Here is a 26,317-nt window from a genome sequence, read left to right on the forward strand (position 1 = left end):
GAACTCTAGAAGGTTACGCCGGACACCAGCGCGATATTGCAATAAGGCTGGCACTCGCCAGTGCGCACCACGGCGCGGGCCTTGCGGCTCAGTTGCTTGAATTCTTCATGGCTGACCAGACGGCGCTCGCCGAGGGCTGCCTGCTCAGTCAGGCTGTTGAGTTCGGCGAGCGCAGGCGGTTGCTTGAGCAGGATTTCTTCGGCCAACACATGGCTTTCCACCTGCATTTCGCTGAGCACAATGCGCAGGGTGCTGATGAAGTCGGGAATGCCCTGGGTTAGCGCCAGGTCGATCAGCTCGACACCTGGCGGCACAGGCAGGCCGGCATCGCCGATCACCAGGATGTCGCCGTGACCGAGAGATGCGATCACGCGCGACAGGGCAATATTGAGCAGAGGTGTCTTTTTCATGAGGGCACAAAACCTTGCACGTCGTGCAGCGTAGGAATAGAGGGTTGCGCACCGGCGCGAGTCACGGACAAGGCTGCCGCCATCTGGCCAAAGCGGATGGCCTCGGCTTCGCTCTTGCCATTGGCGAGCGCTGCGGCAAAACCACCGACAAAGGTGTCGCCGGCAGCCGTGGTATCCACCGCCTTGACCTTGGGCGCCACCAAATGCTCAAAACCTTGGCCATCGGCAAACAACGCGCCCTGAGCACCGAGGGTGATGATGACCTTGCCGGCACCCGCCTTGATCAGCTGCGTTGCGGCGACCTTGGCACTGTCGAGGGAGTCGACCGTCACGCCACTTAATGCGCTGGCTTCACTTTCATTGGGAATCAGGTAATCGATCGAGGCGTACCACTCGGCAGGCAAGGGGCCACTGGCCGGCGCCGGGTTAAGGATCACCGTTTTGCCCAATTCACGACCGCGTTTCAGGGCATGGCCTACGGTGTGCAGCGGGGTTTCCAGCTGGCAGACGATCACCTCGGCGGCTTGTAACACCGCATCAGCGACTTGCAACGAGTCGGGGGTCAGCTCACCGTTACTGCCAGCCACGATCACAATCGCGTTCTGGCTGCTGTCATCCACCACAATCAGCGCCACGCCGCTGGAACCGTCGACGGTGCTCACAGCCTGGCAATCAATGCCCTCAACCAATAAAGCCTCGCGCAACTGGGTGCCGTAGGCGTCCGTGCCGACGCAGCCGACCATCGCCACATCCGCCCCAAGACGCGCCGCAGCCACCGCCTGGTTAGCGCCCTTGCCACCGGGGACGGTGGAAAACGTTTGGCCGATCAGGGTTTCACCGGCGCGTGGCAACCGGCTGGCGCGGGTGACCAGGTCCATGTTCAAGCTGCCTATTACCACTACTTTTGCGGGCATACATCATTACTCATCAATTCGGTTCAGCGGTATTGGGCGAACACACCGGCAAAGGGCGCCGTCGACTCACGCAAAACAATACTCGGCGTCACGATGCGTTGATCGATCGGCAGTTGGGGTGTTGCAATTCGTCGCAGTAAAAGCTCGGCGGCCGTCTCGCCCAGTTGCACGATCGACTGCCCGACCGTGGTCAACGCGGGGTACACGTAACGGCCCATTTGAATATCATCGAACCCGATCACCGACAGCTCGCCAGGCACGCGAATATTGCGCTCGGCCGCGGCACGTAACACGCCGAAACCAATCATATCGTTACTGGCGAATATCGCGCTGGGCGAATTTTCCGACAGCAACTGCACCGCCGCCGCATATCCGCCGGTGCTGGTGAAGTCGCTTTCCAAGGTGCGATTCGCCGCCACTTCCACGCCCGCCTCACGCAGCGCGCGGTGATACCCCGCCAAACGCATCTGCGCCACGCGGGTGTGGCCGGGGCCACCGATACAGGCGATGTCGCGGTGACCGAGTTCGAGCAAGTGCCGGGTCGCGAGGTAAGCGCCCTCCTCGTGGTCGATGCGCACCAGGTCGACATCAATGCCGTCCAGCGCACGGTCGACGATCACCATGGGCGTGCGCACCGCACTCAAACCGGCGGCGAGGCCACTGTCGTCGCCCCCCACCGAGGTGACGATCAAGCCGTCGATGCGTTTCTCCAGCAACACGCGCAAATAACTGCGCTGCTTTTCAGCGTTGTCGTCGGAGTTGCAGAGGATCACGCAATAGCCATTACGCTCGCAGTAATCCTCGATCCCCCGGGCCAACTCCGCAAAATACGGGTTCAGACTGTTGGGCACCAACAAGCCGATGGTGGCGGTAGTCTTGGCCTTGAGCGATCGCGCGACCGCACTCGGCACGTAGTCGAGCTGCTTGATCGCCGCCTCCACCTTGATCCGCACAGGTTCGCTGACCGGCCGCGTCTTGTTCACCACATGCGACACGGTGGTGTAGGAAATACCTGCAAGCGCTGCCACATCCTTGATCGTTGCCATGGTTTAGCCCCGCCGACTGGCGCGCTGGCTGCGGTAGGTGTCGAGGACCACAGCAATCACGATCACAGCACCGGTGATGATGCGTTTGGTGGGCTCGGTGGCACCGATCTGCGCAAGGCCGGCGGCCAATACCGAAATAATCAACACACCGAAGAACGTACTGATGACCGAACCGCGCCCGCCCATCAGGCTGGTACCGCCGATGACCACAGCGGCGATCACCTGCAGTTCAAGGCCGGAGCCGGCATTCGGGTCCGCCGCTTCCAGGCGCGAAATCTGGAACAGCGCCGCCACACCGGCCAACAGGCCCATCAGGCTGAACACCAGGATCTTGTAGGGCTTTGGATTGATCCCGGCCAGGCGCACGGCCTCTTCGTTGGTGCCGATACCGATCAGGTAGCGACCAAACACCGTGCGCGTCAACACCAACTGAGCGGCGATGATCACCAGCAGGGCGATGATAAACGACGGTGAAATCCCGAAGGCAACCGGGTTCGACAGCCAGGCATACGAGTCACCGATATAGGCGGTGCGCGAGCCGGTCATCTGGTAGGCCACGCCACGCGCCATTTCCAGCACACCGAGCGACACGATGAACGACGGAATGCGCCAAGCCACGGTGATCGAGCCAGTGATGGTGCCAGCCAACGCGGCGCAGCCCATGCCGAGCAGCGCTGCCGGCAGAACGCTCCAGCCCCAGCCGAGAATCGCCACACTGACCGCCGATGCGGCCAATGCCAGCACCGAACCTACCGACAGGTCGATGCCGCCGATGATCAGGATGAACGTCATGCCCACCGCCAGCACCATCAGGTCCGGAATCTGGTTGGCCAGGGTGCTGAAGGTGTCATAGGACAGGAAGTGGTCGCTCAGCACCGAGAACAGCGCAATCATCGCCAACAAAGCGCCGGCCAGCCCCAGGTAGGTGCCCAGGCCGTAGAAGTTACCGCCGGTTTTACCGGGGGAAGTTGTGGTTTTCATGGGGTTTCCCTAAGCACTGCGTCATTGAGCAGCGCGTCACGTTTTTGGTAGCCGGCAAAGGCGGCGGCGAGCAATTCGTCCTGGGTCCAGCTGTCGCGCTCGAAGGTCTCGATCAGGCGCCCGGCGGACAACACACCGATGCGGTCGCAGATCAGCATCAGTTCCCGCAGATCACTGGAGACCACCACCAGCGCTTTGCCCTGGCGAGTCAATTCGCCGAGCAAGGCATAAATGTCGAACTTGGCGCCGACGTCGATACCCCGAGTCGGTTCATCGAACAGCATCACCGCGCAATCGCGCTCCAGCCAACGGCCGATCACGACTTTCTGCTGGTTGCCGCCCGACAGCTCGGACACCAGCTGCGCCGGGCTGGAGCTGCGAATGCGCATGGCATCGATCTGACGCTTGGCCAAGGCGGTTTCGTCGCGGCTGTTCACCACACCGCCGCCGGAGATTTCCGGCATGTTGCCCAAGGCAATGTTGGCGCTGATGGACTGGGTCAGCAGCAGGCCTTCGCCTTTGCGGTCTTCGGTGATCAGGGCGATGCCATGGCCGACCGCATCCACCGGGGAACGGATGCTCACCACCTTGGCTGGCGAACCCAAGGCGACAGTGCCGCTGTCCGCCAGGTCCGCGCCGAAGATCAGTCGCAACAACTCAGTGCGGCCAGCGCCGATCAGGCCGGAGATGCCATAGATCTCACCGGCGCGCACTTCAAAGGACACATCGCGAACCTTGTCCGAGCGGGTCAACCCTTTCACGGTCAAGGCGGGACCGCCGATGGTGCGCGGGCCCAGGTCGATTTTTTCACCCAACTCGCGACCAACCATCAAGGTGACCAGTTGCTCACTGTTGTAATTGGCCATCGGCTCGACGCAGACCAGCTTGCCGTCGCGCAATACCGCAATACGCTGGGCGACACGGGCCAGTTCTTCCAGCCGGTGCGAAATATAAATGATCGCCACGCCGCGGGCCTGCAGGCGGGTGATTTGCTCAAAGAGCATTTCGACTTCACGCGCGGTCAGCATCGCCGTGGGCTCGTCGAGGATCAGAACATGGCAGTCGCCGATCAGGTTGCGGGCGATTTCGACCATTTGTTGATGGCCAATGCCCAAGGTGCCAACCAGGGTGTCCGGGTCGATCGCATCCAGGCCGACCTGGGCCATAGCCTCGATCGCGGCTTTGCGCAATTGCTTGCGGCTGATCCAACCACATTTGCTGGGCAGGTTATCCAGGAACAGGTTTTCGGCCACGGTCAGTGTTGGCAGCAGATTGAGTTCCTGCATGACCATGCGCACGCCCAGCTCTTCAGCCTGGGTGCGGCTGCCGGGGCGGAAATCCTGACCATTGAACTGCATGTGCCCGGTGGTCGGCGTGACCAGCCCGCCGATAATTTTCGACAGCGTACTTTTACCTGCGCCGTTCTCACCGGTCAGCGCCAGCACTTCCCCGCGATTGAGCGTGAGGGTGATGTCGGATAGAACCGGTTGGGCATAGGTCTTGCCGATACCGCTGACCGAGAGGACAGCGTTCGGGGCGGAAGATGACATAGGAAAATCTCCAGGCGCCCGCTCAGGACGAGCGGGCGCTGTTGGGTACTGCCAGGATTACTTCTTGAGAACGAGTTCGACCGGGGTTTCGATCACGCCATCTTTGGCATCGACTTTCTCACCCTTGACCAGCTTGAGCGCGTTCTGGATACCGAACACGGCCTGCTGAGCAGCGGCCTGGTCGGCGGTCGCCAAGACCCGGCCGTCCTGCAACATCGGCTTGATGGCTTCAATGTTGTCGTAGCCCACGACCAGCACTTTGCCGGCCTTGCCCGCTGCACGTACGGCAGAGACAGCGCCCAGCGCCATGTTGTCGTTACCGGCCAACAGTGCCTTGAGGTCCGGGTATTCGCTCAACATGGCAGACGCGACTTTCTGGCCCTGGTCGATTTCCCAGTTGCCCGATTGGGTGGAGACAATCTTCATACCTGCGGCGTCCATCGCATCCTTGTAGCCTGCGGTGCGCTGTTGGGCGTTGGTGGTGGTCGGTACACCTTCGATGATGCCGACTTTATCGCCCGAGGCCAGTTGTTTGGCCAGGTAGTCACCCACCAGCTTGGAGCCTTTGCGGTTGTCCGGGCCTACGAACGGGATATTGAGGTTTTTGCTTTTCAGTACGTCCGGATCCAGGCGGTTGTCGATGTTGACGATCTTGATGCCGGCATCGGAGGCTTTCTTCAGCACGGTCACCAATGCCTTGGAGTCGGCAGGGGCGATCACGATGGCGTTTACTTTGGCGAGGATCATCTGGTTGACGATATCGATCTGTGCACTGGTATCGGTTTCGTTCTTGATGCCGTTGGTGATCATGTCAAAGTCGGCGGCGTGTTCTTTCTGATAGGACTTGGCGCCGTCCTGCATGGTGACGAAGAATTCATTAGCGAGGGATTTCATCACCAGGCCGACCTTGGGTTTGGCGGCGGCGTCATCAGCAAATGCAGAGGAAATAGGTAGAGCAGCGGATGCGGCAGCAAGCACAGCGACAGCAAGAAGACGTCCAGCAAATGGCAGCTTCATGGGTTCACTCCGATCTTATGATTATTGTGAGCAACGCTTGCACAATGAAACATCTCGCAAACGTTTGCGTTGTTCAAACTATGAGAACCTTGCCGAGATTTGTCAACGGGTGAAAAACGTCTTTCATCCAAGCCCTTTGGCCTCTGCACCTACGCCCTACCATTGATCTGATTAAACATCGCCCTCCCCCAGTCGTTCTCTAAAGCGACAGGCCGTGACACCCAGGTCATACACAACCTGTCGATATTCCATCGTGGTTTTCGGACAACCGAACGTAATACTGTCTTGTCGTTCGGAAAGCCGGACAGGCGTCTTTCCGATCAATCTGAAAAATCAACATAAATTGTTTTAAATCAACACGTTAAATTATATTTACAGACACAATCGGCTTGGTACAAATCCTGCTCTTTCTCAGCACCTCGGCGGCGTTCAGAACTGCCCGGGTGTTCTAGATGAACCGGCTACAGCACTCATCAAAAGCCAGAGAGAAAAATAATGAAATCTGCACTGAAGACCTTTGTTCCGGGCGCCCTCGCCCTCCTGCTGCTGTTCCCCGTTGCCGCCCAGGCAAAGGACGTTGAAACCAAGACCAAACTGTCCAATGTGGTGATTCTCGCCACCGGCGGCACAATTGCCGGGGCCGGCGCCAGCGCCGCCAACAGCGCTACCTACCAGGCGGCCAAAGTCGGCATCGAGCAGTTGATCGCCGGTGTTCCTGAGCTTAGCCAGATCGCCAATGTGCGCGGCGAGCAAGTGATGCAAATTGCTTCCGAAAGCATCAACAATGAAAACCTGCTGCAACTGGGTCGCCGTGTTGCTGAACTGGCCGACAACAAGGACGTGGACGGCATCGTCATCACCCACGGTACCGACACCCTGGAAGAAACCGCCTACTTCCTGAACTTGGTGGAAAAAACCGACAAGCCAATCGTGGTAGTCGGCTCGATGCGCCCAGGCACCGCGATGTCGGCAGACGGCATGCTCAACCTGTACAACGCCGTGGCCGTGGCCAGCAGCAAAGATGCACGCGGCAAGGGCGTGCTAGTCACCATGAACGACGAGATCCAATCGGGTCGCGACGTCAGCAAGATGATCAACATCAAGACCGAAGCGTTCAAGAGCCCATGGGGCCCACTGGGCATGGTGGTTGAAGGCAAATCCTACTGGTTCCGCCTGCCTGCCAAGCGCCACACCATGGATTCTGAATTCGACATCAAGACCATCAAGAGCCTGCCGGACGTGGAAATCGCCTACGGTTACGGCAACGTGAGCGACACCGCCGTCAAGGCCCTGGCCCAGGCCGGCGCCAAAGCCATCATCCATGCGGGTACCGGCAACGGTTCGGTGTCTTCCAAGGTAGTGCCTGCCCTGCAGGAACTGCGCAAGCAAGGCGTGCAGATCATTCGCTCTTCCCACGTGAATGCCGGCGGTTTCGTACTGCGCAATGCCGAACAGCCTGACGACAAGTACGACTGGGTGGCTGCCCATGACTTGAACCCGCAGAAAGCGCGGATTCTGGCGATGGTTGCCCTGACCAAGACCCAGGACAGCAAAGAGCTGCAACGGATGTTCTGGGAATATTGATTCCTGGTGGCACCTGTAGGGGCGAGTTTACTCGCCTCTATCTCCCCACACCGCCCCGCTACAGCCGCCCTCGAATGTCTTGAATTTTAAGCAGTTGCGAAATTCCTCATAGTTAAATACTGTATACACATACAGCAAACTAAGGAATGCTCCGTGGCAAAGTCCTCTTCCGCAGCACCAACCCCACCTGATGCCTACGCAAGCCTGGCCGTTCGCGTGCAAAAAATCATCAATTCGACCAATGCCCAGAAAGCCAAGGCAGCGTTGATCTTCCGTTTGCCGGAGGAACCGGAAGAGGAATGGGCGCGCTTGCTGGAAGAAATTGCAGAGAACGACAACGTCACCCTCGCCTATCGGGACGACGGCGGCGTGCAAATTTTCTGGGTTGTGCCGAAGGAAGATTGATTCAATGAGTGCCCGCTTGACTGCTTTGTTTTGTTTGTTTTTTGCCATTAGCGCCAACGCCCAGGCGCCTCGAACCTTCAGCGAAGCCAAGAAAGTCGCCTGGAAGCTCTACGCCCCACAATCCACGGAGTTTTACTGCGGCTGCAAATACACCGGCAACCGGGTGAATTTGAAAGCCTGCGGTTACATCCCACGCAAAAATGCCAACCGCGCCGCACGTATCGAATGGGAGCATATCGTCCCGGCCTGGCAGATCGGGCACCAGCGCCAGTGCTGGCAGAACGGTGGGCGCAAAAACTGTACGCGCGTTGATGACGTGTTCAAGCGCGCCGAAGCGGACTTGCACAACTTGGTGCCGAGCATCGGTGAGGTTAATGGCGACCGTAACAACTTCAGTTTTGGCTGGCTGCCGGTTCAACGCGGTCAGTACGGCTCATGCCTGACCCAGGTGGACTTCAAGGCCAAGAAGGTCATGCCGCGCCCATCCATTCGCGGGATGATTGCCCGAACGTATTTCTACATGAGCAAACAATACGGCCTGCGCCTGTCCAAACAGGATCGCCAACTGTACGAGGCTTGGAACAAGACTTACCCGGTGCAAGCCTGGGAACGCCAGCGCAACCAAACGGTGGCTTGTGTAATGGGGCGTGGCAATGAGTTTGTCGGCGCAGTGAACCTGAAGGCCTGCGGCGTGTAGGTGCGAGCTTGCGCGCGAAAGACGTCAACGATAACGCGCGTATCTTGGATAAACGCGGCGGCTTTGAGCTTTTCGCGAGCAAGCTGGCTCCTACAATGGCCAGCCCCTACGTTACTGCGCAGTCTTGTGCTCGATAACCTGCGACTCGGTGTCGTTTTTCTTGGCGCGGGCCAGCTTTTCGGTCAATAGCGCCTGCTTGGCTTCGGCCTCGGCCTTGCTGGCGAACGGCCCCAGCAATACCTCATCCTTGCCGTCTACCTTTACGATGTAAAAATTGAACCCATGTTCCAGCAACCAGGCGGTCAGGTCAGTGAGTGCCTGCAGCTTGTGGTCCGGCGGCCCGACCCAAACGTCCCATTCCTGAGCGGCAATCGCACCGATTTGTGGCTGGCTTTCAGTCACGGCAGGCTTGGCCTTGGGCGCTTCGACAGGTTTGCCTTCACCGCAACCAGCCAATGCCAACACCGCCATTGCCATCGCTACTTTACGCACTGCGCTGCTCCTTTAAGGATAAAGAGGCAACTTTATCATTCACTGTCTATTCTGGCCGTCATAAACGTTGGCTTAAACAATGCGAATGATGTATCGCAGACCTGTATGATGCCGGCATGGGAATTAATGTCGCCTCTATGCGTCCTAAAAGAGGCAGTCACAGGGAAGCGCTTAGCAGTAAGCTACACACATCCGACACCTGCCCTGTCTGAAACATGTGTCCTTAAAAGTAATCAAGGAGAAGTCCATGCTTATACTCACCCGCAAAGTCGGTGAAAGCATAAACATCGGTGATGACATTACGATCACCATCCTGGGCGTTAGCGGCCAGCAAGTACGAATCGGCATCAACGCACCCAAGGACGTTGCCGTGCATCGCGAGGAGATTTACCAGCGCATCCAGGCCGGCCTGACTGCACCGGACAAAAACCAGACGCCTTGAAGCGCCCTCAGTAGCCAGCCTTTTCGTTCACTGTAACGGCTGGCGAAGACCCTTTCGGCCTCTTAGCGCTTTCTTGCGCCCAGAGCCTCGTCTCTTCATCGTCAGTACAAGATGAAACCTTCTTCACTCCTGAAACTTGTGGCGGGCTGCACAGCCAAATCTTGTGACCCATTCTGCCGACATCTGAGCGCACTCAGGAGTACGTCGATGAGGCGCACCTCAATGCAACACTTTGTCACCCATTCCTGGATGATCGCACTGCTGATCGCGCTGGTTTTTGCAGGCCTGGAATATGGCTTGAGGTACGAGATTGAAGGTACAAGTGCCAGTGACGCTCCCCCCTGGCTGGACCTGACGCTGTTCTTGTGCGGCTACCTGTTTGTGTTCTGTTTAAAGCCAATACAGGTGACCATCCAACGCAAATTGTGCCAGCGAGCAGATCACCGCACACATCAAAAGTCTGTAGGCTGATGGGCGGTAACACGCTATCAAATCGCCGGCATTTACAGCCCCGTAGCAAGATCTGTGCTTGGGCTTGCACGATCAGTCATAGGCATTAAGCAGATGGATACCCTCAGCAAATCCCAGATCGAATCTGCACTGGCAGCCCGTCTGCCCAGCTACAAAATCACCTGTACGCTCCACGCCGACAGCACACTCTCGGCCATCCTGAGTGGCCCGCAGACCGACCATTTTGCGATTACCGGAACCGTGCGCGCGCATTATCACGGCGTCGAAGCGATTGCCCGGCTTGCCAATGAAATCCTCAGGGAGAGGGTGATGTCGCGCCAGGGAATGCGCAGCAACCGGCTGCAAACTTCACCTGATCACACCTCTTCGCAAGAAGGCAAAGACCGGTAACGGCTCGGCTTTTTCGTTTCAGCCCGCGACGTTCTGCAAACACAGCATGCCGTCACCATCGCGCAGGACCTGCACCTGCTCATACCCATTAATAGCAGCATGCTGTGTGACCATCGGCGTCAGGTGCGTCGAAGTCACCACCACTACCGTCGCTCCCGCCGCCTCCCCTGCTCGAATGCCCACCGGCGCATCCTCGAACACCAGGCAGTCCTGCACGGGTACGCCCAGACGCTGCGCGCCCAGCACATAGCAGGCCGGGTCCGGCTTGCCGCGCCCCACATCTTCGGCCGTGACCAGCACCGCCGGCGGGGAAATACCCGCAGCGTGCAGCCTGCGTAAGGCCAGCTCCTTGGGCGCAGAGGTCACCAACGCCCATTGATCGCCGGGCAAACGGTTTAAAAATTCGATGGCGCCGGGAAGCGCAACAACACCCTCGACATCATTCAACTCCGCCTCGGTGATCCACTGCGCTTCAGCCTCAGGATCGACGCCGGGAAGCGCTTGACGGGTAATGGTATCGATGGCCCGCGCACCATGAATAGTGCTCAAGAAGGCCACCACATCCAGGCCGTGGCGTTCAGCCCAGATGCTCCACACCCGCTCAGCAGCAGCGATAGAGTTGAGCAGGGTCCCATCCATATCGAACAGGAAGGCGCGGAAACGTTGGGTAAATACGGCTGGACCGGGACTGGACACTGCTTGGCTTCCTTTTAATCGGTAACAAATGCTGACCCCGATGCAATCTACGGCTCCCCTCCGTGCTTGTAAACGCTGAGCACGAATACCCATTCCAATCCATTACACGCTTGTAATGAAGCTGTAAGTCTTATCAGCACCCTCACTTCATACAGTGGAGTCCTCAGTCACCTACACCGGTTGACGCCGCTTCCCACTGATGAAAAGGGTCCAAGCCATGAAACCTGCCAGCAAACTCTGCCTGATCGCCGCCAGCCTGTTGATACTGGGCACCGGTACCGCCATGGCCAGCACGGTCTCGCCGGTCAAAGCCAACAACGTAGTGCTGGTCCACGGCTCCTGGGCTGACGGTTCAAGCTGGTCCGAGGTGATCACCCGGCTCCAGGCTGCCGGCCTGCACGTGACCGCCGTACAAAACCCGCTGACCTCGGTAGCCGATGACGTCGCCGCCACCCACCGCGTGCTGGACCAACAGGACGGCCCTACCGTGCTGGTCGGCCATTCCTACGCCGGTACCGTGGTCAGCGACGCCGGGGTCGACCCGAAGGTCAGCGCACTGGTGTACGTCGCCGCCCGCGCGCCGGACGCCAACGAAGACTTCGTCGCACTCTCCGCCCAATACCCGACCATGCCAGTGCGTGCCGGCGTGGAGGATCACAACGGCTACCTCACCCTGAACCAGGACGCCTTCCTCAAGTACTTCGCCGCCGACGTGCCGCGCGCCAAGGCGCTGGAGCTGTACGCCGTGCAACAACCGATCACCAAGACGTTGTTCAGCGGCCGCACCGTCAACGCCGCCTGGCACACCAAGCCGTCCTGGTACGCCGTGTCGAGCAACGACCAGACCATCAGCCCAGACCTGGAACGCTTCCTCGCCAAACGCATGAACGCCACCACCCTCGAGCTGCCGTCCAGCCACTTGTCGCTGGTGTCCCACGCCAAGGAAATCACCGACCTGATCCTCGAAGCGTCCGGTCGCCAACCTTAAATCCCTTCATTACGAACTTGTCATGATCCTGTTGGTTGGCTGTTTGGGGCGCCTGGTTACTGTGAACTCACTGCCAAGACCCGGCAGCCAACCCTTAAAGAGAGCTACTGCCATGAAACTGTTTACCTTAGGCTTTGCCGCTTTGCTTGCCAGCGGTTCCGCGTTTGCCGCCGACACAACCCCTGCCACGAGCGTGATCCACGACAAGACCGGTTTTTTCGTGCACTTGGACGTCGATAAAGTGCTGTCGAGCACCGACACCTACGGCCAATGCGGCATCGTCCCCGCCCGCCTCGACTACCTCGACCACCAAGGCCGTGAACATGTGCTGGACTACCAGGTACAGGGCACCGGTTGCGCCAGTGACAATTGATCGGGCTACACTTGCGCCACGCACAGCACCAGGGCATTTCCCATGAACATCCTCGTAGTCGAAGACGAACCCAAGGCCGGCAATTACTTACTCAACGGCCTGCAGGAACTGGGTTACTCCGTGAGCCTTGCCCGTGATGGCGTGGACGGGTTGCACCAGGCGCTGGAAACGCCATTCGACGTGATCGTGCTGGATGTAATGATGCCAAAAATGGACGGTTGGGAAGTGCTGCGCCGCCTGCGCAAAGAAGCCGACACGCCGGTGCTGTTCCTGACCGCCCGTGACGACATCGCCGACCGCATCAAAGGCCTGGAACTGGGCGCCGACGATTACTTGATCAAGCCGTTCTCCTTCGCCGAGCTGGTCGCGCGCTTGCGCACCCTGACCCGTCGCGGCCCGAGCCGCGAAGAAGAACACCTTCACATCGCCGACCTGCAAATCGATGTACTCAAACGTCGCGTCACCCGCGCCGGTACGCGCATCACCCTGACCAATAAGGAGTTCGCCCTGCTGCACCTGTTCGCCACCCATCAAGACCAAGTGCTGTCACGCTCGATGATTGCCTCGCGCGTCTGGGACATGAATTTCGACAGCGACACGAATGTGGTCGATGTCGCCGTGCGGCGCCTGCGCCTGAAAATCGATGACCCGTTCCAGCTCAAGTTGATCCACAGCGTGCGCGGCATTGGCTACCGCTTCGACACGCAGCCATGAACACTCGCCGCCACTATTCGCTGACCCTGCGCCTGGCGCTGATCTTCGCCCTGCTCGCCTTCGCCCTGCTGGCCACCCTGGGCGTGACGCTGTACCGCGAGCTTGAGCGTGAACTGATCAAGCGTGACGACGCGGCGCTGATCTATCGCGCCGACCAGTTGCGCAACCTACTCAACGACAGCAACACCCTGGACCTGATCAAGACCAAGCCGGAGCTGTTCCAGAACATGCTGGGTAACAGCGAGTCGGTGCTAAGCATCGCGGCGCCCGGCCAGAAGCCATTGCTGCTGGTTAACCCAGGCAACATCGACATGCCGTCCGTGCCTCCTGTGCCAAAAGACCATGAACTGGGCTTTTCCGACGTGCACCATTTACCCGGCGTGAACGGCGTACCCTTCGCCACCGTGGCCGCCTCCATCGACTCGGGCGACCTTGGCAGCCTGCAGGTCACCACCGGGCGCTTGATGACCGAACGCACCGCGATGCTCGCCAACTATCGCTTGAGCGTGTTTGTCCTGGCCAGCATCGCAGCGGTCATCCTCGCCTTAGTCGGTTACCTGCTGGTGTACCGTGGGCTGCTGCCATTGCGGCGCCTGGCCACACACGCCCAAGGCATCGGCGTAGGCAACCTGGCCGAACGCCTCGACAGCCACGGCGCGCCGAAAGAGCTGCTGCCGATGATCGACTCGTTCAACACCATGCTCGAGCGGCTGGCCAAGGGTTTTGTGCAACTGGGCCAGGTGTCCACCGACATGGCTCACGAACTGCGCACGCCGATCAACAACCTGCTGGGCGAAACCCAAGTCGCCTTGCAGCAGAGCCGCACTATCGAGAGCTACCAGCAACTGCTGGCGTCCAACGTCGAAGAGCTCGAACGATTGGCGCGGATGCTCGACAACATGCTGTTCCTTGCCCGCACCGACCCGGCCAGCGCCCTGCGCCAGCGCCAGGAACTCAGTGCGGCGGATGAAGTGCAACGGATGGCTGACTACTTCGACGGGTTGGCGAGCGATGTGGATATCAGCATTCTCGCGCAGGGCGAAGGGTTGATCTGGGCCGAACCGATGCTGTTGCGCCGGGCGCTGGCAAACTTGTGTGCCAACGCCATCAAATACGGCGCGCCGGGTTCGGAGCTGGTCATTCGAGCGACGCCCACTGTAGAAGGCATCAGCCTGAGCGTCAGCAACAGGGGCGAAACCATCCCCGCCGAGCATCTGCCCAGACTGTTTGAGCGATTCTACCGGGTAGACGAATCACGGGAACGTTCAGCCCAGTCCAATGGGCTGGGGTTATCGATTGTTGCCACCATCATGCAATTGCATAACGGTCGTTACAGCGTCACCAGCCAGGCGGGGGTGACCTGTTTTGAGTTGTTTTTCCCGAGGCGGGAAGCCTGAAAGCCCCGACCAGAACCGTGTGTTATTTTGCAAAAAATTGTCGCTCACAATGAGCGTCGACTCCGACTATTCTTCTTTCCCAAGCGCTATCTCACATTTTGAACAGGTGTAATGCTTTGGAGAGAAAACACTATCAACTCGGTGGGACGAAAGCGCTGAACATCCCGGCTCAAGGTAGAGCCGGCGGAGGCAATGACGGAGGTTCAGGTATGGAAAAACGCTTGGGTTTATTGGAGAAGGGGCTGGCTGACATGAAAGAGAAGCTATTCGCCGTTTCAAGCAAAGCAGACTCGTTTGAAAAGCACTTCGCCACCCGAGCGGACCTGGCGACAACGGAGCTGAATCTGATCAAATGGTACGTGGCCACTGCGTTCGCAATGACGGGGCTGGCCTGCGCCATTACCTTTGGCCTGACCCGACTGTTGGCCAGCTAAGATCAGTTCGGCAGGTCAACTGACCTGCCCACCGGTTTGCAGAATATCGACCTGCGTGTCCCAGGCCGCCTGTACCGCAACACGTAAACCTTCAACCAACGTCACCAGCGCCATCGAAGGTTGCGCCGAAACCTCTTGCGGCGGGCTGGGTGGCACATGGATAAAACCACTGCGTATAGCCGTACCGGCAAGCGCATGCTGCAACAGGTAAAACACCTGATTACACACGAATGTCCCGGCCGTCTGCGACACCGATGCAGCAATGCCTGCCTCGCGCACCGCCTTGACCATCGCCTTGATCGGCAACGTAGTGAAGTAGGCCGCCGGCCCTCCGACTATCACCGCTGTGTCGATAGGTTGCTCCCCTAAATTGTCGGGGATGCGGGCATCGTTCACGTTGATCGCCACCCGCTCAATCGAAATATCACCACGCCCGGGCCCTAGCCCCGTGGCAATCACCATCACCGGGCGCAATTCGGCGATGAACTGCGTCAGGCAGTCTCCCGCCGTGGCAAATGCACAGGGCAGTCGACGCGCAACAATTTGCACATCCCCGCCTAATTGCACGCCATCCAACTGGCGCGCGGCCTCCCAGGAGGGGTTGATCAGGTCTTGATCAAAGGGCTCGAAGCCCGTCAACAACACAGTTTGCATCTTGGCCTCACATCAACAGATAGAGCAGGACAATATTGACCACCAGCATCATCAACGCAGTCGGCAGTTGAGCCTTGATGACCGCGTTCTTATCCGGCAACTCCAGCAACGCCGCCGGGACGATATTGAAGTTGGCGGCCATTGGCGTCATCAGCGTACCGCAGTAGCCGGAGAACATGCCGATCGCCGCCATCACCGCCGGGTTACCCCCATAGATACCTACCAGCACCGGCACACCGACTCCGCCGGTCATGACTGGGAAAGCCGCGAAACCATTACCCATAATCACGGTGAACAGCGCCATGCCCAATACGTAAACCATCACCGCTACCAACTTGAAATCCAGATTGATGTAGGTGGTGGTGACATGGGCGACAGCCGTGCCGACGCCGGCTTCATTGAACAACAACCCGAGCATTGCCAGCATTTGAGGCAACACCATGGCCCAGCCCAGGGCTTCAGTCAGACGTCGGGATTCGCGCAAGGCTTGCACAGGAGTGTCGCGGGTCAGCCAGCACGCCAGGCCCAGCGCGATCAGGCAACCGATGCCCAAGGATACAAACGTCGTGTTTTTGGGGTCCAGCAGCGGCACGCCGCCAATTTCAGTGTGCTTGAGCAGCACCGAGCCAATCACCGTGGTCAAGGGAATCGCCAACGCCGGAATAAACAATTTGTGCCCCAGGCGGGCGGCACTCGCACGGGATGCTTTGTCATGCAGTTCGATGTGCTTGCCACGGCCAACGCCACCCAGGCCCGCAATCAATGCCATCACTACCACGCCGGCACCAATCACCACCGATGGCAGGCGCTCACCGACCAAGAACGGGATGGCAAACAGCAACCAGAACAAGGCGGTGGACCAGCGTTTTGGATGGGTTCGATCGAACAGAATCATGCCCGCGGTAATCAGCAACAAAACGCCGGCCAGCCAGTACAGGTATTGGATAGAGATGATCATTGCGCAGCCTCCACTGGGGCGGCAGCAGGTGTCATCTCACGGGTGAGCCTTCGATCAAATCGATGCAGGCGAATCGCATGGATGATAAACGCACAAATCGCCGTCGGGATGCCCCACACCGCAATGTGCAACGGCTCCACATCAATTCCCGAGCCCAACAGGAAGGTGTGCATCAGTGCAATCGCGCCAAAGGCGACAAAGATGTCTTCACCGAAAAACAGCCCGACGTTATCGGTCGCCGCACACATGGCCAGCACCTTGTGGCGCACCTTGTCCGGCAACTTGCCGTAGCGTTTTTCTGCCGCACCTTCGGCCATCGGCGCCAGCAGTGGCCGTACCATCTGCGGATGTCCGCCCAGGCTGGTCAGGCCCATGGCCGCCGTGGACTCGCGCACAAACAAGTAGATGATTAACAAACGCCCGACCGTGGCGCGCTCGAAGCGCGCAATCCAGTTCTGCGCATGCAAGCGCAGGCCATGGCGCTCCAGCAGGCCGATGACCGCCAGGGGCAATAACAGGATGAGTTGCAAGGCACGGGTCTGAAGGAAACCATCGCCCATGCTGGCGAGGATTTTTTCCAACGGAAAGTGCGCGGCGAGCCCGGTGACGATGGCAGCAGCGGTGACCACCAGCAGCGGATTGAAGCGCAAGACGAAGCCAACCACGATGACAAGCACGCCGATCAACGGCCATAGGTTCACAACAGTTTGCATGACGATGAGGTCCTTGAATGCGCGTTGCGGCGCCATTGCAGCAGGATGTGAACAAAGCGTTCACAGCATGAAAGTGGCGTGCAGCCCGGCGCGGTTTTTATTGTTGACCTTGAAGGTCGAGCGTCAGTGGCGGCAACTGTGCTGCTTGGGGGCGGGAGGTGTCCAACAAGAAAAATTGTTGCTGCAAACCAATAAATTTTGTGGATGAATGGCGCCAGGTGATCTGGCGCCGCACGGGATTCAGGCCAGGCGTTTTTGGAAAAAATACCGTTGGTGGCCCGGTGGGTAATCGGCAATGTGGCCAACCTCGCTGAAGCCCAGCTTTCGATAGAACCCCGGCGCCTGGAAGCTGAAGGTGTCCAGCCAGATCCCGACACATCCCCGCTGACGGGCCAGGTCTTCAGCGGCGCACATCAAACGCGTGCCGGTACCTTGTGTGCGCATCTGGTCGGGGATGCTCAAGAGCTCAATGAACAGCCACCCGTGGGAAATCTTCCCGTAGAGGCCACCGACCACTTCCTGGGTGGCGGGGTCGCGCAAGAAAATCCCGACCGTTTCAAACGCCATGTCGCCGGTATGGCTGAGGTTATAGGCCCTCAGCGGTTTGAGGATGGCCTCACGCTCCTCTGCCGTGACGTCGAACGACACCTCCATTGCCAATTCCATTGCAAGCTCCCTGGGTTGAATTCAGTTGCACGCCAGTATGCCCAATCCGACGCTGGCAATGCAGGCACGGTGATTGGAACGTGCGAGCCCAGGACTGACCCGGATTGGCTTCGCCGATGAGCCCAAAGCCCGCACGAGCGAGGCGTCGGCGCTGTTCAGCATGGCGTTCCAACAGGTCATGGGCTTGAGCGTGTCGATTGCGGCGCTGTTGTTGCGCGCGTCCATCGCGATGAACGGGCATGAGATACAGGCTGGCGCCGGGGATTTTCGGGTGGCGTTCGTCGGCGTGGCGCTGGCTGGGATACTGGGGTTGATTGACGTGTATCGCTTGCCGACGCAGGCCGGGGACAGTGTGCTCAATCGCGTTAAATCGGCTCATTCGTGACGAATCCTGTTACGGACCTATACTCAATAGAGCCACTGCGCGTTTCTGCGCATCGAGCACGGCACTAATGCCGATGAAGAATTGCCGACAATGAGGTAGCCACTATGTACGCCGGACAAATGTATATGGCGACAACGAATGGTGAGATACGCTGCCAGATGGTGGTGCAAATCATCTGCCTGTTATCGGTGGCTACGCTGTTCTGTTGAGCAAATCCCCCGCGTTAAAGCGAGCCGTAAAGCGGCTTGGCGAAGCTTTGCTTGAGTTCCAGACAACAAAAAAGGGCCCACCTTTCGGTGAGCCCTTCTAGACCGCCCAGCAGAGCGGATTTTGTTTGGTAGGCGCGATTGGACTCGAACCAACGACCCCCACCATGTCAAGGTGACCGTGATGCGATCCTAAGCTATTGATAGCAAAGAGAATCACGGTATTTTCAGCAACCCTAAAAACGCCGATAACGCCCTATAAGAATCAATAACTTAGCGCTGTATATTGCTACAGGATTATCCTCCCCCGGCGTCCTGCCGACGAACACCAAATCCAAACCGTAGGCATCACCAGGAATAATTTCCGGAATATTTTGCGTCGATTTTGTCGTGAGCAGCCAACTTGCGATTTTGCGCAGGTTGACAGATCGGGCGAATCGCCATGAAGCCCCGTTGACAAACTGCGGAATCAGCCATGTTGATTTTCACACCCACGAATGTAGGTCAGCGATTGATCGCCCTAACGTACGATTGACAGGCATGCAACGCGATCACGGCGTTATCCCCGTCGTCGGTGATGGCGATAATTCTTTGAGCATGCGCTGGGTCAAGTTGGGCTCTACGGGCTGCATGAACCAAGCCGACGGTGCCGGCGGCGGCAGGCACGTTGCAACCACTGGCTGGATCCGTGGCGTCGAGAAGGACTGACAACCGCAACTCAGTAGTAGCAAGGTGGTCACGCAGAAGAGCCTGGTTGCGCTGAGCATCGGATAATTCCTTGGTGTGTTGTTGGTCCAGGGTGGCGAGCTGCCGCTCGGTGGCCAGCCGCTTGTCCTGCTCGGCGGCCTGCTGACGCCAGGCCTCGCCGGTGATTGCGTCCAGGTCTTTCTGGTGCGCAATGCGCTGCTCCGCGATCTGCTCGGCGAGCTTCTTGCCCAGGCGCCAATCCTGAACCTGCCAGGTCACGCCGCAGACGCCGGCCATCAGCACCAGAACCAGCACAGCCAGACCGACCAGCTTCTGCACCGGCGTCATGCCAGCGCCCGCCGCACGCCTTCAGCCAGAACGGCGGCGGGATAGGCATACCCCGCGTTTTCATGATGGATGATCGCCTTGACGAAACCGGACATCACCAAGGGCTGCGAAAGGTCCACCTCGGCGCCCGGGCGGGTCCCGGTGTTCGCCTCAACCGCGCGCACATAGGCGGCCGTGTCGTTCTCCACCGATGGCGCCCAGCGGCTGATGATGGCCTTGACCGTCTTCAGCCCATGCTTACGCTGGTAGGTCAGCAGCGCCTTACCCAAGGCGCGGATACCGTTCTCAGGCGTGTCGAACCGGGCAAAGCGCTTCTCAATAGCTAGGTCTGGCTTGAGTTGACCCTTCCAGTCGTTGGCCGGGTTGTAGTCAATATTTCCAGGGTTGTTGTTCCGCACCCCTCGAGTTTCTGTGGTCGGCATACTTTTCTCCAGGCGAAAAAAAACCGCACAAGGCGGCCGTGGTGTGCTGTTGCTGATCAGGAATCGGTAGTGTCATCGGTCGCTGGAAGCGGGAAGCGCGCCTTGATGGCTGCAACCGACGCAAACCACTTCGCATAGTCCGGTTCACGGCCCTGGCTCATTGCGTCGTAGTCAGCCTCCAGGCGAAGCGGATCAGATTCGGCCAGGTACGCGGCCCGGCGAGAAGCCAAAACAGCCTCAAGCGTTGCCCGGCGGTCTTCTTTCTCGCGCTGCTCGACAGTCACCATCTTGCTGAAATCAATGTTTTTCATTGGGGAAGACTCACGTTTCCGTCAGGCGGGCTGACGATATCGGCGGGGAATTTTGCTGCCTCGGTTGCATCAGGGCCGTAAGGCAAAAGCAGCGTAACAATCAGCTCGCCATTTTTTCGCGTGACATCGCCTACGACAAACTCGCACTCAACTGCCGAAGCCGGCAAAACAGCGCCCTCTGGCAGCTCTCGAAAATCGAAGCGCTCTCCATTGATGGTCAGCACATCACTTCGTTTGCTGACTGTAAGTTCATCGTCTCTGCGCTGTGGTGAAAACTTTATAATCATCAGAACCACCTCCCCACTGCTACAACATCAATGTAACCCGCCCCGTAGGAGCCAGCGGACAGCATCCGATAGTTACCCCAGCTAGTTTGCGAAGGCGTGCTGTAGCAAGACGACCACATCGCATTGACTGTGCCAGAGGCGATGTACCCGGAATGGACAATCTTGGGGATCTCGGTAAAGGATGCTGGGAACGGGCCTGCGCCGAAAGCACCGCTGCCGTAAATCGCCCCGATTGCGTTGCTTGAAGCGTCCGTCGTTATGCGCTTCCAGCAGATCTGAGTGCCGTCAGCTAGTCGGACATAGTCACCGTTTGCGTTCGAGCCTCGCTCAACCAAGTTCTTTCCGTTTAGCTGAATCCCCCCGGGAACGTTGAGGACGCCCTCATAAGACAACGTCGTGATCGGGCCGCTTTCCGTATTGTTGCTGTTAACACTGCGAAAGCTGAAACCCCCAAGGCCCCCGCCTCGGTTTACGATGAAGTTCGCGGACCCCGACGCACTCTCACCATTCCATCCCACATATAAACCGTTTATACCGAACCCTGTTGCGCTCCCCCTTATCCCAAGGTTTGCAAGCAATAGCGCCGCGCTGGCATCTTTAAGCCCAAGGCTCGACTGCGCGCCAGATGCGCTGTTGCTGCCGGTGCCGCCCTTGACCACGGGCAGAATGTCGTAGTTGCCAGTGGTACCCAGCGCCGCCAGCTTCGCCCCAAACTGATTGTTCAGCGCATTGAAGGCGTCAGAAAGCATCTTGTCGTAGCCCTGCACGGGCATGATGGCGTACGCCGCGCCACTGACTGTCGGACCTTTGTAAGGCGGCAGGATCGATATCACCGTGGAGCTTGCGACGTTCGCCAGCTCGTACGTCGCCCCGTCTGGGCCAACAAATGAATCGCCATTCCGGCTGCTGGCGGCGAAATCTACGTTCGTGCCGACGACAGTGTTGCTGCCATTCTGCACTGCAACTGTCCCTGCTCTTTGCCAAACCATATTTTTCTCCAGGCAATAAAAACCCGCTCAAGTTTTGAGTGCGCGCCCAGTCTATGAAACTGGTTTTGCAAATAATAATGGTAGAAAAAAACTGCTACCGTTGTAATCGCCGATATTCTGCAGCAAAACCAAAACCCTGTTATTTGCATAGTCCCAGGAGCAGCTCAGCTTAGAGTAAGTGCTGCCTCCCGGAAGGTCCATAGCGATTGTGTTTATCAGCATATAGTCGCCACTACTTAGTGGGGCGGTGGTAGACCAATTAAACGACCACCTACCTACGGAAGTGTTTGTAGCCCCTAGAAAACTCCAGCCGGCAACTACACTCGTAAACTGCGCACAGGGTGTACCGCTATCAAATAAAAGTTTCGAACTGCCATCCCATAGCCGCATACCATAAGTCTCGGTTTCTCGAGCCTGGTAGGCTGCTAGGAAATAAGTACCCGCAATGCCGGTAGATGAGGAGTTTACCCAGCCCGTCCAGTTTCCAGGTGATCCGGTAATTCTAATCCACTGAAATACCGCGTTGCTGTCCGGCCTTACAAAAATCAACGGCGGCTCAGCCGAGGTTATAGGATAGGGAAAAGTTGCACTCCCTACGTACCTTGCAGAGAAAAGCACTACGAGCCTAGAAAACTCAGAGTCAAGAGTCACGACATCTGAGTTATTGGTAAATCTTAATCCATAGGACATTACCTATACCTCAACACTAATAATCTTTGTGGAGATACTCCTAATCTCCCATCGGGCATATTGCGATTTCCAAACCACACAATTACCCCACCCGAGACAACTTGAGCATCGTACTGAGAGACATTGGCGTCTTGCCCATTCGAGCTACCGCTCCAAGAGCCAGTGCTTGGTAGACAGATTGCCGCACATGATGCTGGTGTAGCGCCAGGTATGGAGATGAACCTACTTCTTGCCTCCCCTGCTACTTTTTGAACTACTGCTGAATAAATCACGCGAACGGTGAATGAGTTTTCATCCAGCTGTAGTACACCGTTCGCCCCCCACACCCTCATGCCTGCACTCATTCGGTCAGATCTCCGATTTGAACGCGCTTGACGTTGTTCACGTCCCAAAAACGCATCGATCTGTTCGTCATCATGGATCGCCCTTGACCGGGGACAATCCCGTTGATTTCGAACGTTCCGTCTTTCTTGAGAATCCACCCCTGCTGACCGGCGATATAGTTGGTGGAGCTGATGTACTCGCCGATCTTGGCGTTGGTGATCGTGCCGTCTTGGATAAACGCCGAACTGACAAACGTCTGGCCGCCAGATACCGAGAACGGCGACACAGGAGTGCCGTTGTTCAAGTTCAGCAACATGAATGTGTCAGCCCTGACCACGAACTGCGAAGACACCCCGGATGGATCGACCTGCAGGCCCAGGCCGAACGACGCCCCATATTTCTGCCCGCCCGCCGTGGTTTCCATCTTCACCGACCAAATGGTCGCCAGGTCACCATTGGTTTTTGCAAGCGCTGATGCCGTCTGCTGAATATCAGCCTTGTTTGTGGCGACGCCATCTTTAGCTGTAGCCACCTCCGCATTGACTTGGCTGATTTGCTGGGCTGAAGCCTGCTTGTTGTTGGCTACCGTGCTTTCCAGAAGCGTCACATTGGCGGCGTTTTGGTTGACCTTGGCATCCACGGTTGTGAGGCGCTGTGCCGATGCTTCTTCGTTTGAGGCGATGACCTTTTCTTGAGTAGCAATTGCTGCAGTGCTGGCCCAGCCTTTCAACGCATCTGCCTTCGCACCGCTACCACTGTCATCCCGAGTAGCTGCGCGCAGCACATTCAGCGTTGAGCCTTGCGCAGTAACCTTACCGTCAACGGTTTCGATGCTGGTTTTGTTCAGTGCGACCTGTTGCGCCAATGCGCCGACAGAGCCAACCGTCTGCCCCACGTCCAGCCAGTAGGTAGCGTTCGGTGGTGGCTTGTTGGCCGGCACGCTGGCAATGGCCTGATAAAGCCGCGGGCCCTGGCGCACGGTGTCGCCAGCGACATAGGTTTTCGCAGCGTCGTACAGCAGGATGTCGTCAAGCGCGTCGATTTGATCCTGCAGGCCGGGGATCTTCTCGATGTCGCTGAGCAGATCCTCGCCAAGCTCGGTCTTGGTGATCTTGCCGGTGAGCAGTTCAAGGATTGGGCTGGCTTCTGAGCTGGCCTGCCCCATGACGCCGCCCACTACGGGATAGAACGGCCCGATGTTGCCGGTGCGGTCCACAAGCCGCGCCCAGAAGAACAGCGTTGCACCTGCCTGTAGCTGCTGCATGCGGTAGTCGGCCTGCGGGTATGACAGGTCGGCCAGCTTGGTAGAGGCTCCAAGATCGTTCGCAGGCCCATACCAGACTTCTGTGCGCTGGGTGTCCTCTGCACCTGGTGGGAAGCCCCACTTGATGCTGATCCCGAACAGCTCGCTGGTGGTGGTCAGGAACGCCACCGCAGGCGGGAGGCCGACCTTTCCTTCCAGATTGGTCAGTGCCGAAGTGGCCGGGATCGAGGACACATTGAGCGCGCTCACCGCCCGAACCCTGGCCATATACTGCCCGGCGTAGATCCCACGCACGTCGACCATTTGCTCAGGCGTGCGCGGCAAGGTGATCCACTCGCGCGCGCCCCACTTCCATTCGACGTCATAAGCCACAGCGCCCGGCGCGGCGTCCCAGGCGATGGACATGACCGTCACGGCAATCCCCTGCTCGATGACAACGTGCTGGCTGAGCATCACCCGGGCCGGAGCGTCCTGACTGCCCGCTGGAATACCGGTAATCGGGCGGATGTCGACCACGGCGCCGTTGTCGATCGCGTCAAACTTGCTCGGGTCGTGCTGGATCACTTCGAACTGGAACTGGTGCCACTCCGGCCGCGTCACGTTGCGGACGTAGAACTGCATCAGCTTCAGGTCCTCATAGTCCAGAATCCACCCTGCCTCCGCTTGAGGCTGCTCGCTGAAATCAGCCATCAGCGTCACGTCCCGGCCGGAGACCGACTTGACCACCCGCCCCTCTGACTTTCCGCTTGGCAGGTTGACCATAAGCCGCGCGCCGACCGGCACCACGGTATCGCGGTCCAGCGTGACCACGCGGCCAGCCGCCGCCGATATCCTGCCACCGTTGTTGCGGCCGACCAGCATGGGATCAGCCACGGCGATAACTTGTCCAGGCTTGGGGATATCGCCGTCGAGCCCGACACGGAAGACGGCCCCCTGGGTTTGCAGTTTCTCCGTGAGCGCTGCCCACTGTCCGGCGCGCTGGGCTTGGCCAAGGGATGTACAGCCAATGGCGTCAATCGACGTTTCACGCACAATTCCGCCAAGCTCGACCATGGCCTCATCGTCGAAGACCGGCTCTTTGTCCGTCTCGAAGCCCTGGTCCGGATTGTCCCACGACACCGTGTATAAGCTGTGCCGGTCACGCGCACGGGTGCCCTCGTACTTGATGGCTCCCGAGTTGAGTATCTGCGTTTGGTTGTAGGTGTACACCGGGTCTCCCGGCATATCGGCGTTGACCACGATCTGGCTGCCGTCCCAGTAGGCCAAGCCGTGGAAGATCGAGGCCAGGTCTTGCAGCACCGCGTACGCCTCGGCCTGTTTTTGGAGATACAGGTTGCAAGTGAAGCGCGGCTCCATGCCGCCTTTGCCGTCTGGAATCATCTGATCGCAGTACTGCGCGATGCGGTACAGCGACCAGCGATCAACCATGGTTGCGTCGATCCTGTTGCCGAGACCGTAATAGGGGTCGAGCACCAGGTCGTAGAAAATGAACGCCGGATTGTTGGTGTAAGCCTCCTTGAAGGTGCCGTCCCAAATACCATTGCTTGTACCGGTGCCTGACGTCGCGTAAGTGCGGGTCGCGGCGTCGTAGTTGGCAGGCACGCGGATGATGCGGCCGCGCATCAGCACGGCGATCTTGGCGATATCCCCGCCGAAGGTTTGGGCGTCATACTCAACGCACCCGACGGATGTCAGCGGGTACTCCTGATCGCTGTCCACTACTTCAGCAATGGCCTTAACGATCATTTGGTCAGCGACCAGGTCGGAGTTAGCATTCGGAGTCAAGCGGCGTACGCGGATCGTCCAGCGGCTACCGGCGGGCAACTCAATGCGGTGGGCGCGCTCGTACTCTGTGACGTTCTTGCGATCAACCGCAGTAGCCAATACCTCAACATAGGGCCCGTTGTCGGTCGAAACATCCACGGCGTAATCGATACGCACACCGTCGATGTTGCCCGATGCGTCTTGGCGGCGCAGAGCCGGCCAGCTGAGCCGAAGCCGGATTGCGTCGATAACAGAGTTGGTAATGGTATGCAGCCAAGGGGTGCCGTAGAGCAGCTCTTTCTTGACGTCGATCTCGTTGCTGGCTTCCGTGATCCCCTCAAGCCGGTCCTGGTTCAGTTCGCCCGAGCGGAACTGCCATTTCAGGCCGGGGTAATTGATCGTGCCGTCAGCAGCCTGGGCAGGAGTGCCATTCAGCTTGACCGAACGCAAACCATCGACCGGCCCAACGATAGGCCCCCAGCTCCACATATAAACGATTCGCGCAGTAGAGATCGATGGAACACCGTTCAGGGCAACGCTTGGCTGCTTCTGCTTGGCTTCGCCGCCCTTGCTGCCAATTACGGCGCGGCGTTTGCGTGGTACGACACGGCGCTGCTTCTTTGCTACTGCGCTCATGCGCCCTCCAGA

Annotated in this window: 30 protein-coding genes; 12 read left to right on the forward strand and 18 right to left on the reverse strand. The window is 58.5% G+C overall.

Going from position 1 to position 26,317, the window contains the following annotated elements:
• Positions 1 to 5: 5 nt before the first annotated feature.
• Genes rbsD through K0P33_RS20995 form a run of 6 tightly spaced genes read right to left on the reverse strand, consistent with a single transcriptional unit; the run spans position 6 to position 5,918 of the window.
• Entirely contained in the window at positions 6 to 410 is a 405-nt protein-coding gene (gene rbsD / locus K0P33_RS20970; protein WP_094952234.1) for a D-ribose pyranase, read from the reverse strand.
• Complete coding sequence (rbsK, locus tag K0P33_RS20975; protein WP_242151076.1) at positions 407 to 1,324, reverse strand: ribokinase; 918 nt, start codon at positions 1,322 to 1,324, stop codon at positions 407 to 409. Before rbsK ends, rbsD begins: the two co-directional genes overlap by 4 nt.
• 23 nt (positions 1,325 to 1,347) lie before the next feature.
• Positions 1,348 to 2,370: a LacI family DNA-binding transcriptional regulator gene (locus K0P33_RS20980; RefSeq protein WP_242151079.1), complete on the reverse strand. Its 1,023-nt coding sequence runs from the start codon at positions 2,368 to 2,370 to the stop codon at positions 1,348 to 1,350.
• Between the two features lie 3 nt (positions 2,371 to 2,373).
• The gene (locus K0P33_RS20985) at positions 2,374 to 3,351 is read right to left on the reverse strand and encodes an ABC transporter permease (RefSeq protein ID WP_094952237.1); all 978 of its coding nucleotides are present in this window, start codon (positions 3,349 to 3,351) and stop codon (positions 2,374 to 2,376) included.
• Entirely contained in the window at positions 3,348 to 4,901 is a 1,554-nt protein-coding gene (locus K0P33_RS20990) for a sugar ABC transporter ATP-binding protein (protein WP_094952238.1), read from the reverse strand. The genes K0P33_RS20985 and K0P33_RS20990 overlap by 4 nt, the downstream gene beginning before the upstream one ends.
• A gap of 57 nt (positions 4,902 to 4,958) precedes the next feature.
• Positions 4,959 to 5,918 carry a sugar ABC transporter substrate-binding protein gene (locus K0P33_RS20995; protein WP_094952239.1) on the reverse strand — a complete coding sequence of 320 codons (960 nt, stop codon included), beginning with the start codon at positions 5,916 to 5,918 and terminating at the stop codon, positions 4,959 to 4,961.
• 495 nt (positions 5,919 to 6,413) lie between these two features.
• On the opposite strand from K0P33_RS20995, the gene K0P33_RS21000 reads away from it, so the two are divergent.
• The 3 genes from K0P33_RS21000 to K0P33_RS21010 all read left to right on the forward strand — a co-directional run bounded on the left by K0P33_RS21000 (position 6,414) and on the right by K0P33_RS21010 (position 8,604).
• Positions 6,414 to 7,502, forward strand: a complete 1,089-nt coding sequence (locus K0P33_RS21000; RefSeq protein ID WP_094952240.1) for an asparaginase — start codon at positions 6,414 to 6,416, stop codon at positions 7,500 to 7,502.
• Between the two features lie 153 nt (positions 7,503 to 7,655).
• Entirely contained in the window at positions 7,656 to 7,907 is a 252-nt protein-coding gene (locus K0P33_RS21005; protein WP_094952241.1) for a DUF1654 domain-containing protein, read from the forward strand.
• Positions 7,908 to 7,911: 4 nt separating this feature from the next.
• On the forward strand, positions 7,912 to 8,604 hold the full coding sequence (locus K0P33_RS21010; protein WP_094952242.1) for an endonuclease I family protein: 693 nt from the start codon (positions 7,912 to 7,914) through the stop codon (positions 8,602 to 8,604).
• Between the two features lie 111 nt (positions 8,605 to 8,715).
• On the opposite strand, the gene K0P33_RS21015 is transcribed toward K0P33_RS21010, so the two are convergent.
• Positions 8,716 to 9,081, reverse strand: coding sequence for a penicillin-binding protein activator LpoB (locus K0P33_RS21015; protein WP_094952243.1), 366 nt, complete (start codon positions 9,079 to 9,081; stop codon positions 8,716 to 8,718).
• 262 nt (positions 9,082 to 9,343) lie between these two features.
• Here K0P33_RS21015 and csrA point away from each other — a divergent pair, with 262 nt between their 5' ends.
• The 3 genes from csrA (at position 9,344) to K0P33_RS21030 (ending at position 10,399) form a co-directional block, all read left to right on the forward strand.
• Positions 9,344 to 9,538 carry a carbon storage regulator CsrA gene (gene csrA, locus K0P33_RS21020; protein WP_003192511.1) on the forward strand — a complete coding sequence of 65 codons (195 nt, stop codon included), beginning with the start codon at positions 9,344 to 9,346 and terminating at the stop codon, positions 9,536 to 9,538.
• A 207-nt stretch (positions 9,539 to 9,745) separates the two neighbouring features.
• Complete coding sequence (locus K0P33_RS21025; RefSeq protein WP_094952244.1) at positions 9,746 to 10,009, forward strand: hypothetical protein; 264 nt, start codon at positions 9,746 to 9,748, stop codon at positions 10,007 to 10,009.
• A 93-nt stretch (positions 10,010 to 10,102) separates the two neighbouring features.
• Complete coding sequence (locus K0P33_RS21030; protein ID WP_094952245.1) at positions 10,103 to 10,399, forward strand: hypothetical protein; 297 nt, start codon at positions 10,103 to 10,105, stop codon at positions 10,397 to 10,399.
• Between the two features lie 18 nt (positions 10,400 to 10,417).
• Here K0P33_RS21030 and K0P33_RS21035 read toward each other — a convergent pair whose 3' ends face one another.
• Positions 10,418 to 11,095 carry an HAD family hydrolase gene (locus K0P33_RS21035; protein WP_242151082.1) on the reverse strand — a complete coding sequence of 226 codons (678 nt, stop codon included), beginning with the start codon at positions 11,093 to 11,095 and terminating at the stop codon, positions 10,418 to 10,420.
• A gap of 217 nt (positions 11,096 to 11,312) precedes the next feature.
• Between K0P33_RS21035 and K0P33_RS21040 the strand changes: the two genes are divergently transcribed.
• From K0P33_RS21040 to K0P33_RS21060, 5 genes are all read left to right on the forward strand, one after another.
• Positions 11,313 to 12,083, forward strand: a complete 771-nt coding sequence (locus tag K0P33_RS21040; RefSeq protein ID WP_094952247.1) for an alpha/beta hydrolase — start codon at positions 11,313 to 11,315, stop codon at positions 12,081 to 12,083.
• Between the two features lie 112 nt (positions 12,084 to 12,195).
• A complete protein-coding gene (locus tag K0P33_RS21045; RefSeq protein ID WP_094952248.1) occupies positions 12,196 to 12,456 on the forward strand; it encodes a DUF2790 domain-containing protein in 261 nt (86 codons plus the stop codon).
• Between the two features lie 42 nt (positions 12,457 to 12,498).
• Positions 12,499 to 13,170, forward strand: coding sequence for a heavy metal response regulator transcription factor (locus K0P33_RS21050; protein WP_094952249.1), 672 nt, complete (start codon positions 12,499 to 12,501; stop codon positions 13,168 to 13,170).
• Positions 13,167 to 14,567, forward strand: coding sequence for a heavy metal sensor histidine kinase (locus K0P33_RS21055; RefSeq protein ID WP_242151085.1), 1,401 nt, complete (start codon positions 13,167 to 13,169; stop codon positions 14,565 to 14,567). Before K0P33_RS21050 ends, K0P33_RS21055 begins: the two co-directional genes overlap by 4 nt.
• A gap of 209 nt (positions 14,568 to 14,776) precedes the next feature.
• Positions 14,777 to 15,001, forward strand: coding sequence for a hypothetical protein (locus K0P33_RS21060; protein ID WP_094952251.1), 225 nt, complete (start codon positions 14,777 to 14,779; stop codon positions 14,999 to 15,001).
• Between the two features lie 15 nt (positions 15,002 to 15,016).
• Here K0P33_RS21060 and pcp read toward each other — a convergent pair whose 3' ends face one another.
• The 4 genes from pcp to K0P33_RS21080 all read right to left on the reverse strand — a co-directional run bounded on the left by pcp (position 15,017) and on the right by K0P33_RS21080 (position 17,992).
• The gene (gene pcp / locus K0P33_RS21065; RefSeq protein WP_242151089.1) at positions 15,017 to 15,655 is read right to left on the reverse strand and encodes a pyroglutamyl-peptidase I; all 639 of its coding nucleotides are present in this window, start codon (positions 15,653 to 15,655) and stop codon (positions 15,017 to 15,019) included.
• 7 nt (positions 15,656 to 15,662) lie between these two features.
• Positions 15,663 to 16,613: a DUF979 domain-containing protein gene (locus K0P33_RS21070; protein ID WP_094952253.1), complete on the reverse strand. Its 951-nt coding sequence runs from the start codon at positions 16,611 to 16,613 to the stop codon at positions 15,663 to 15,665.
• Positions 16,610 to 17,326 (reverse strand): DUF969 domain-containing protein, encoded by a 717-nt coding sequence (locus K0P33_RS21075; protein ID WP_094952256.1) that lies wholly within the window; start codon positions 17,324 to 17,326, stop codon positions 16,610 to 16,612. Before K0P33_RS21075 ends, K0P33_RS21070 begins: the two co-directional genes overlap by 4 nt.
• Before the next feature lie 240 nt (positions 17,327 to 17,566).
• Positions 17,567 to 17,992, reverse strand: coding sequence for a GNAT family N-acetyltransferase (locus tag K0P33_RS21080; protein ID WP_242151091.1), 426 nt, complete (start codon positions 17,990 to 17,992; stop codon positions 17,567 to 17,569).
• Between the two features lie 73 nt (positions 17,993 to 18,065).
• Here K0P33_RS21080 and K0P33_RS21085 point away from each other — a divergent pair, with 73 nt between their 5' ends.
• A complete protein-coding gene (locus K0P33_RS21085; RefSeq protein ID WP_242151095.1) occupies positions 18,066 to 18,377 on the forward strand; it encodes a hypothetical protein in 312 nt (103 codons plus the stop codon).
• A 710-nt stretch (positions 18,378 to 19,087) separates the two neighbouring features.
• Here the strand turns inward: K0P33_RS21085 and K0P33_RS21090 are convergent.
• From K0P33_RS21090 to K0P33_RS21115, 6 genes are all read right to left on the reverse strand, one after another.
• Positions 19,088 to 19,618 (reverse strand): lysis system i-spanin subunit Rz, encoded by a 531-nt coding sequence (locus K0P33_RS21090; protein ID WP_242149749.1) that lies wholly within the window; start codon positions 19,616 to 19,618, stop codon positions 19,088 to 19,090.
• Positions 19,615 to 20,040, reverse strand: coding sequence for a structural protein (locus tag K0P33_RS21095; protein ID WP_242149751.1), 426 nt, complete (start codon positions 20,038 to 20,040; stop codon positions 19,615 to 19,617). The genes K0P33_RS21090 and K0P33_RS21095 overlap by 4 nt, the downstream gene beginning before the upstream one ends.
• A gap of 56 nt (positions 20,041 to 20,096) precedes the next feature.
• Positions 20,097 to 20,351, reverse strand: a complete 255-nt coding sequence (locus K0P33_RS21100) for a hypothetical protein (protein WP_242149755.1) — start codon at positions 20,349 to 20,351, stop codon at positions 20,097 to 20,099.
• A complete protein-coding gene (locus K0P33_RS21105) occupies positions 20,348 to 20,638 on the reverse strand; it encodes a hypothetical protein (protein WP_242149758.1) in 291 nt (96 codons plus the stop codon). The genes K0P33_RS21100 and K0P33_RS21105 overlap by 4 nt, the downstream gene beginning before the upstream one ends.
• Positions 20,638 to 21,597 (reverse strand): phage tail protein, encoded by a 960-nt coding sequence (locus K0P33_RS21110; RefSeq protein ID WP_242149761.1) that lies wholly within the window; start codon positions 21,595 to 21,597, stop codon positions 20,638 to 20,640. The genes K0P33_RS21105 and K0P33_RS21110 overlap by 1 nt, the downstream gene beginning before the upstream one ends.
• 1,060 nt (positions 21,598 to 22,657) lie before the next feature.
• Complete coding sequence (locus K0P33_RS21115; protein WP_242151099.1) at positions 22,658 to 26,305, reverse strand: DUF1983 domain-containing protein; 3,648 nt, start codon at positions 26,303 to 26,305, stop codon at positions 22,658 to 22,660.
• Positions 26,306 to 26,317: the final 12 nt, after the last annotated feature.

Origin of the sequence: Pseudomonas sp. ArH3a (assembly GCF_022648765.1) — a bacterium.
In the GTDB taxonomy this organism is placed as follows: domain Bacteria; phylum Pseudomonadota; class Gammaproteobacteria; order Pseudomonadales; family Pseudomonadaceae; genus Aquipseudomonas.

Excerpts from the sequence above, each read along its gene's own strand:
- K0P33_RS21095 (WP_242149751.1), bottom strand. The coding sequence starts at position 20,040 with ATGCCGACCACAGAAACTCGAGGGGTGCGGAACAACAACCCTGGAAAT.
- K0P33_RS20985 (WP_094952237.1), bottom strand. The coding sequence starts at position 3,351 with ATGAAAACCACAACTTCCCCCGGTAAAACCGGCGGTAACTTCTACGGC.
- K0P33_RS21105 (WP_242149758.1), bottom strand. The coding sequence starts at position 20,638 with ATGATTATAAAGTTTTCACCACAGCGCAGAGACGATGAACTTACAGTC.
- csrA (WP_003192511.1), top strand. The coding sequence starts at position 9,344 with ATGCTTATACTCACCCGCAAAGTCGGTGAAAGCATAAACATCGGTGAT.
- rbsD (WP_094952234.1), bottom strand. The coding sequence starts at position 410 with ATGAAAAAGACACCTCTGCTCAATATTGCCCTGTCGCGCGTGATCGCA.
- K0P33_RS21070 (WP_094952253.1), bottom strand. The coding sequence starts at position 16,613 with ATGATCATCTCTATCCAATACCTGTACTGGCTGGCCGGCGTTTTGTTG.
- K0P33_RS21080 (WP_242151091.1), bottom strand. The coding sequence starts at position 17,992 with ATGGAATTGGCAATGGAGGTGTCGTTCGACGTCACGGCAGAGGAGCGT.
- K0P33_RS20995 (WP_094952239.1), bottom strand. The coding sequence starts at position 5,918 with ATGAAGCTGCCATTTGCTGGACGTCTTCTTGCTGTCGCTGTGCTTGCT.
- K0P33_RS21010 (WP_094952242.1), top strand. The coding sequence starts at position 7,912 with ATGAGTGCCCGCTTGACTGCTTTGTTTTGTTTGTTTTTTGCCATTAGC.
- pcp (WP_242151089.1), bottom strand. The coding sequence starts at position 15,655 with ATGCAAACTGTGTTGTTGACGGGCTTCGAGCCCTTTGATCAAGACCTG.
- K0P33_RS21045 (WP_094952248.1), top strand. The coding sequence starts at position 12,196 with ATGAAACTGTTTACCTTAGGCTTTGCCGCTTTGCTTGCCAGCGGTTCC.
- K0P33_RS20990 (WP_094952238.1), bottom strand. The coding sequence starts at position 4,901 with ATGTCATCTTCCGCCCCGAACGCTGTCCTCTCGGTCAGCGGTATCGGC.
- K0P33_RS21100 (WP_242149755.1), bottom strand. The coding sequence starts at position 20,351 with ATGAAAAACATTGATTTCAGCAAGATGGTGACTGTCGAGCAGCGCGAG.
- K0P33_RS21090 (WP_242149749.1), bottom strand. The coding sequence starts at position 19,618 with ATGACGCCGGTGCAGAAGCTGGTCGGTCTGGCTGTGCTGGTTCTGGTG.
- K0P33_RS21050 (WP_094952249.1), top strand. The coding sequence starts at position 12,499 with ATGAACATCCTCGTAGTCGAAGACGAACCCAAGGCCGGCAATTACTTA.
- K0P33_RS21115 (WP_242151099.1), bottom strand. The coding sequence starts at position 26,305 with ATGAGCGCAGTAGCAAAGAAGCAGCGCCGTGTCGTACCACGCAAACGC.
- K0P33_RS21030 (WP_094952245.1), top strand. The coding sequence starts at position 10,103 with ATGGATACCCTCAGCAAATCCCAGATCGAATCTGCACTGGCAGCCCGT.
- K0P33_RS21075 (WP_094952256.1), bottom strand. The coding sequence starts at position 17,326 with ATGCAAACTGTTGTGAACCTATGGCCGTTGATCGGCGTGCTTGTCATC.
- K0P33_RS21025 (WP_094952244.1), top strand. The coding sequence starts at position 9,746 with ATGAGGCGCACCTCAATGCAACACTTTGTCACCCATTCCTGGATGATC.
- K0P33_RS21000 (WP_094952240.1), top strand. The coding sequence starts at position 6,414 with ATGAAATCTGCACTGAAGACCTTTGTTCCGGGCGCCCTCGCCCTCCTG.
- rbsK (WP_242151076.1), bottom strand. The coding sequence starts at position 1,324 with ATGCCCGCAAAAGTAGTGGTAATAGGCAGCTTGAACATGGACCTGGTC.
- K0P33_RS21040 (WP_094952247.1), top strand. The coding sequence starts at position 11,313 with ATGAAACCTGCCAGCAAACTCTGCCTGATCGCCGCCAGCCTGTTGATA.
- K0P33_RS21060 (WP_094952251.1), top strand. The coding sequence starts at position 14,777 with ATGGAAAAACGCTTGGGTTTATTGGAGAAGGGGCTGGCTGACATGAAA.
- K0P33_RS20980 (WP_242151079.1), bottom strand. The coding sequence starts at position 2,370 with ATGGCAACGATCAAGGATGTGGCAGCGCTTGCAGGTATTTCCTACACC.
- K0P33_RS21015 (WP_094952243.1), bottom strand. The coding sequence starts at position 9,081 with ATGGCAATGGCGGTGTTGGCATTGGCTGGTTGCGGTGAAGGCAAACCT.
- K0P33_RS21055 (WP_242151085.1), top strand. The coding sequence starts at position 13,167 with ATGAACACTCGCCGCCACTATTCGCTGACCCTGCGCCTGGCGCTGATC.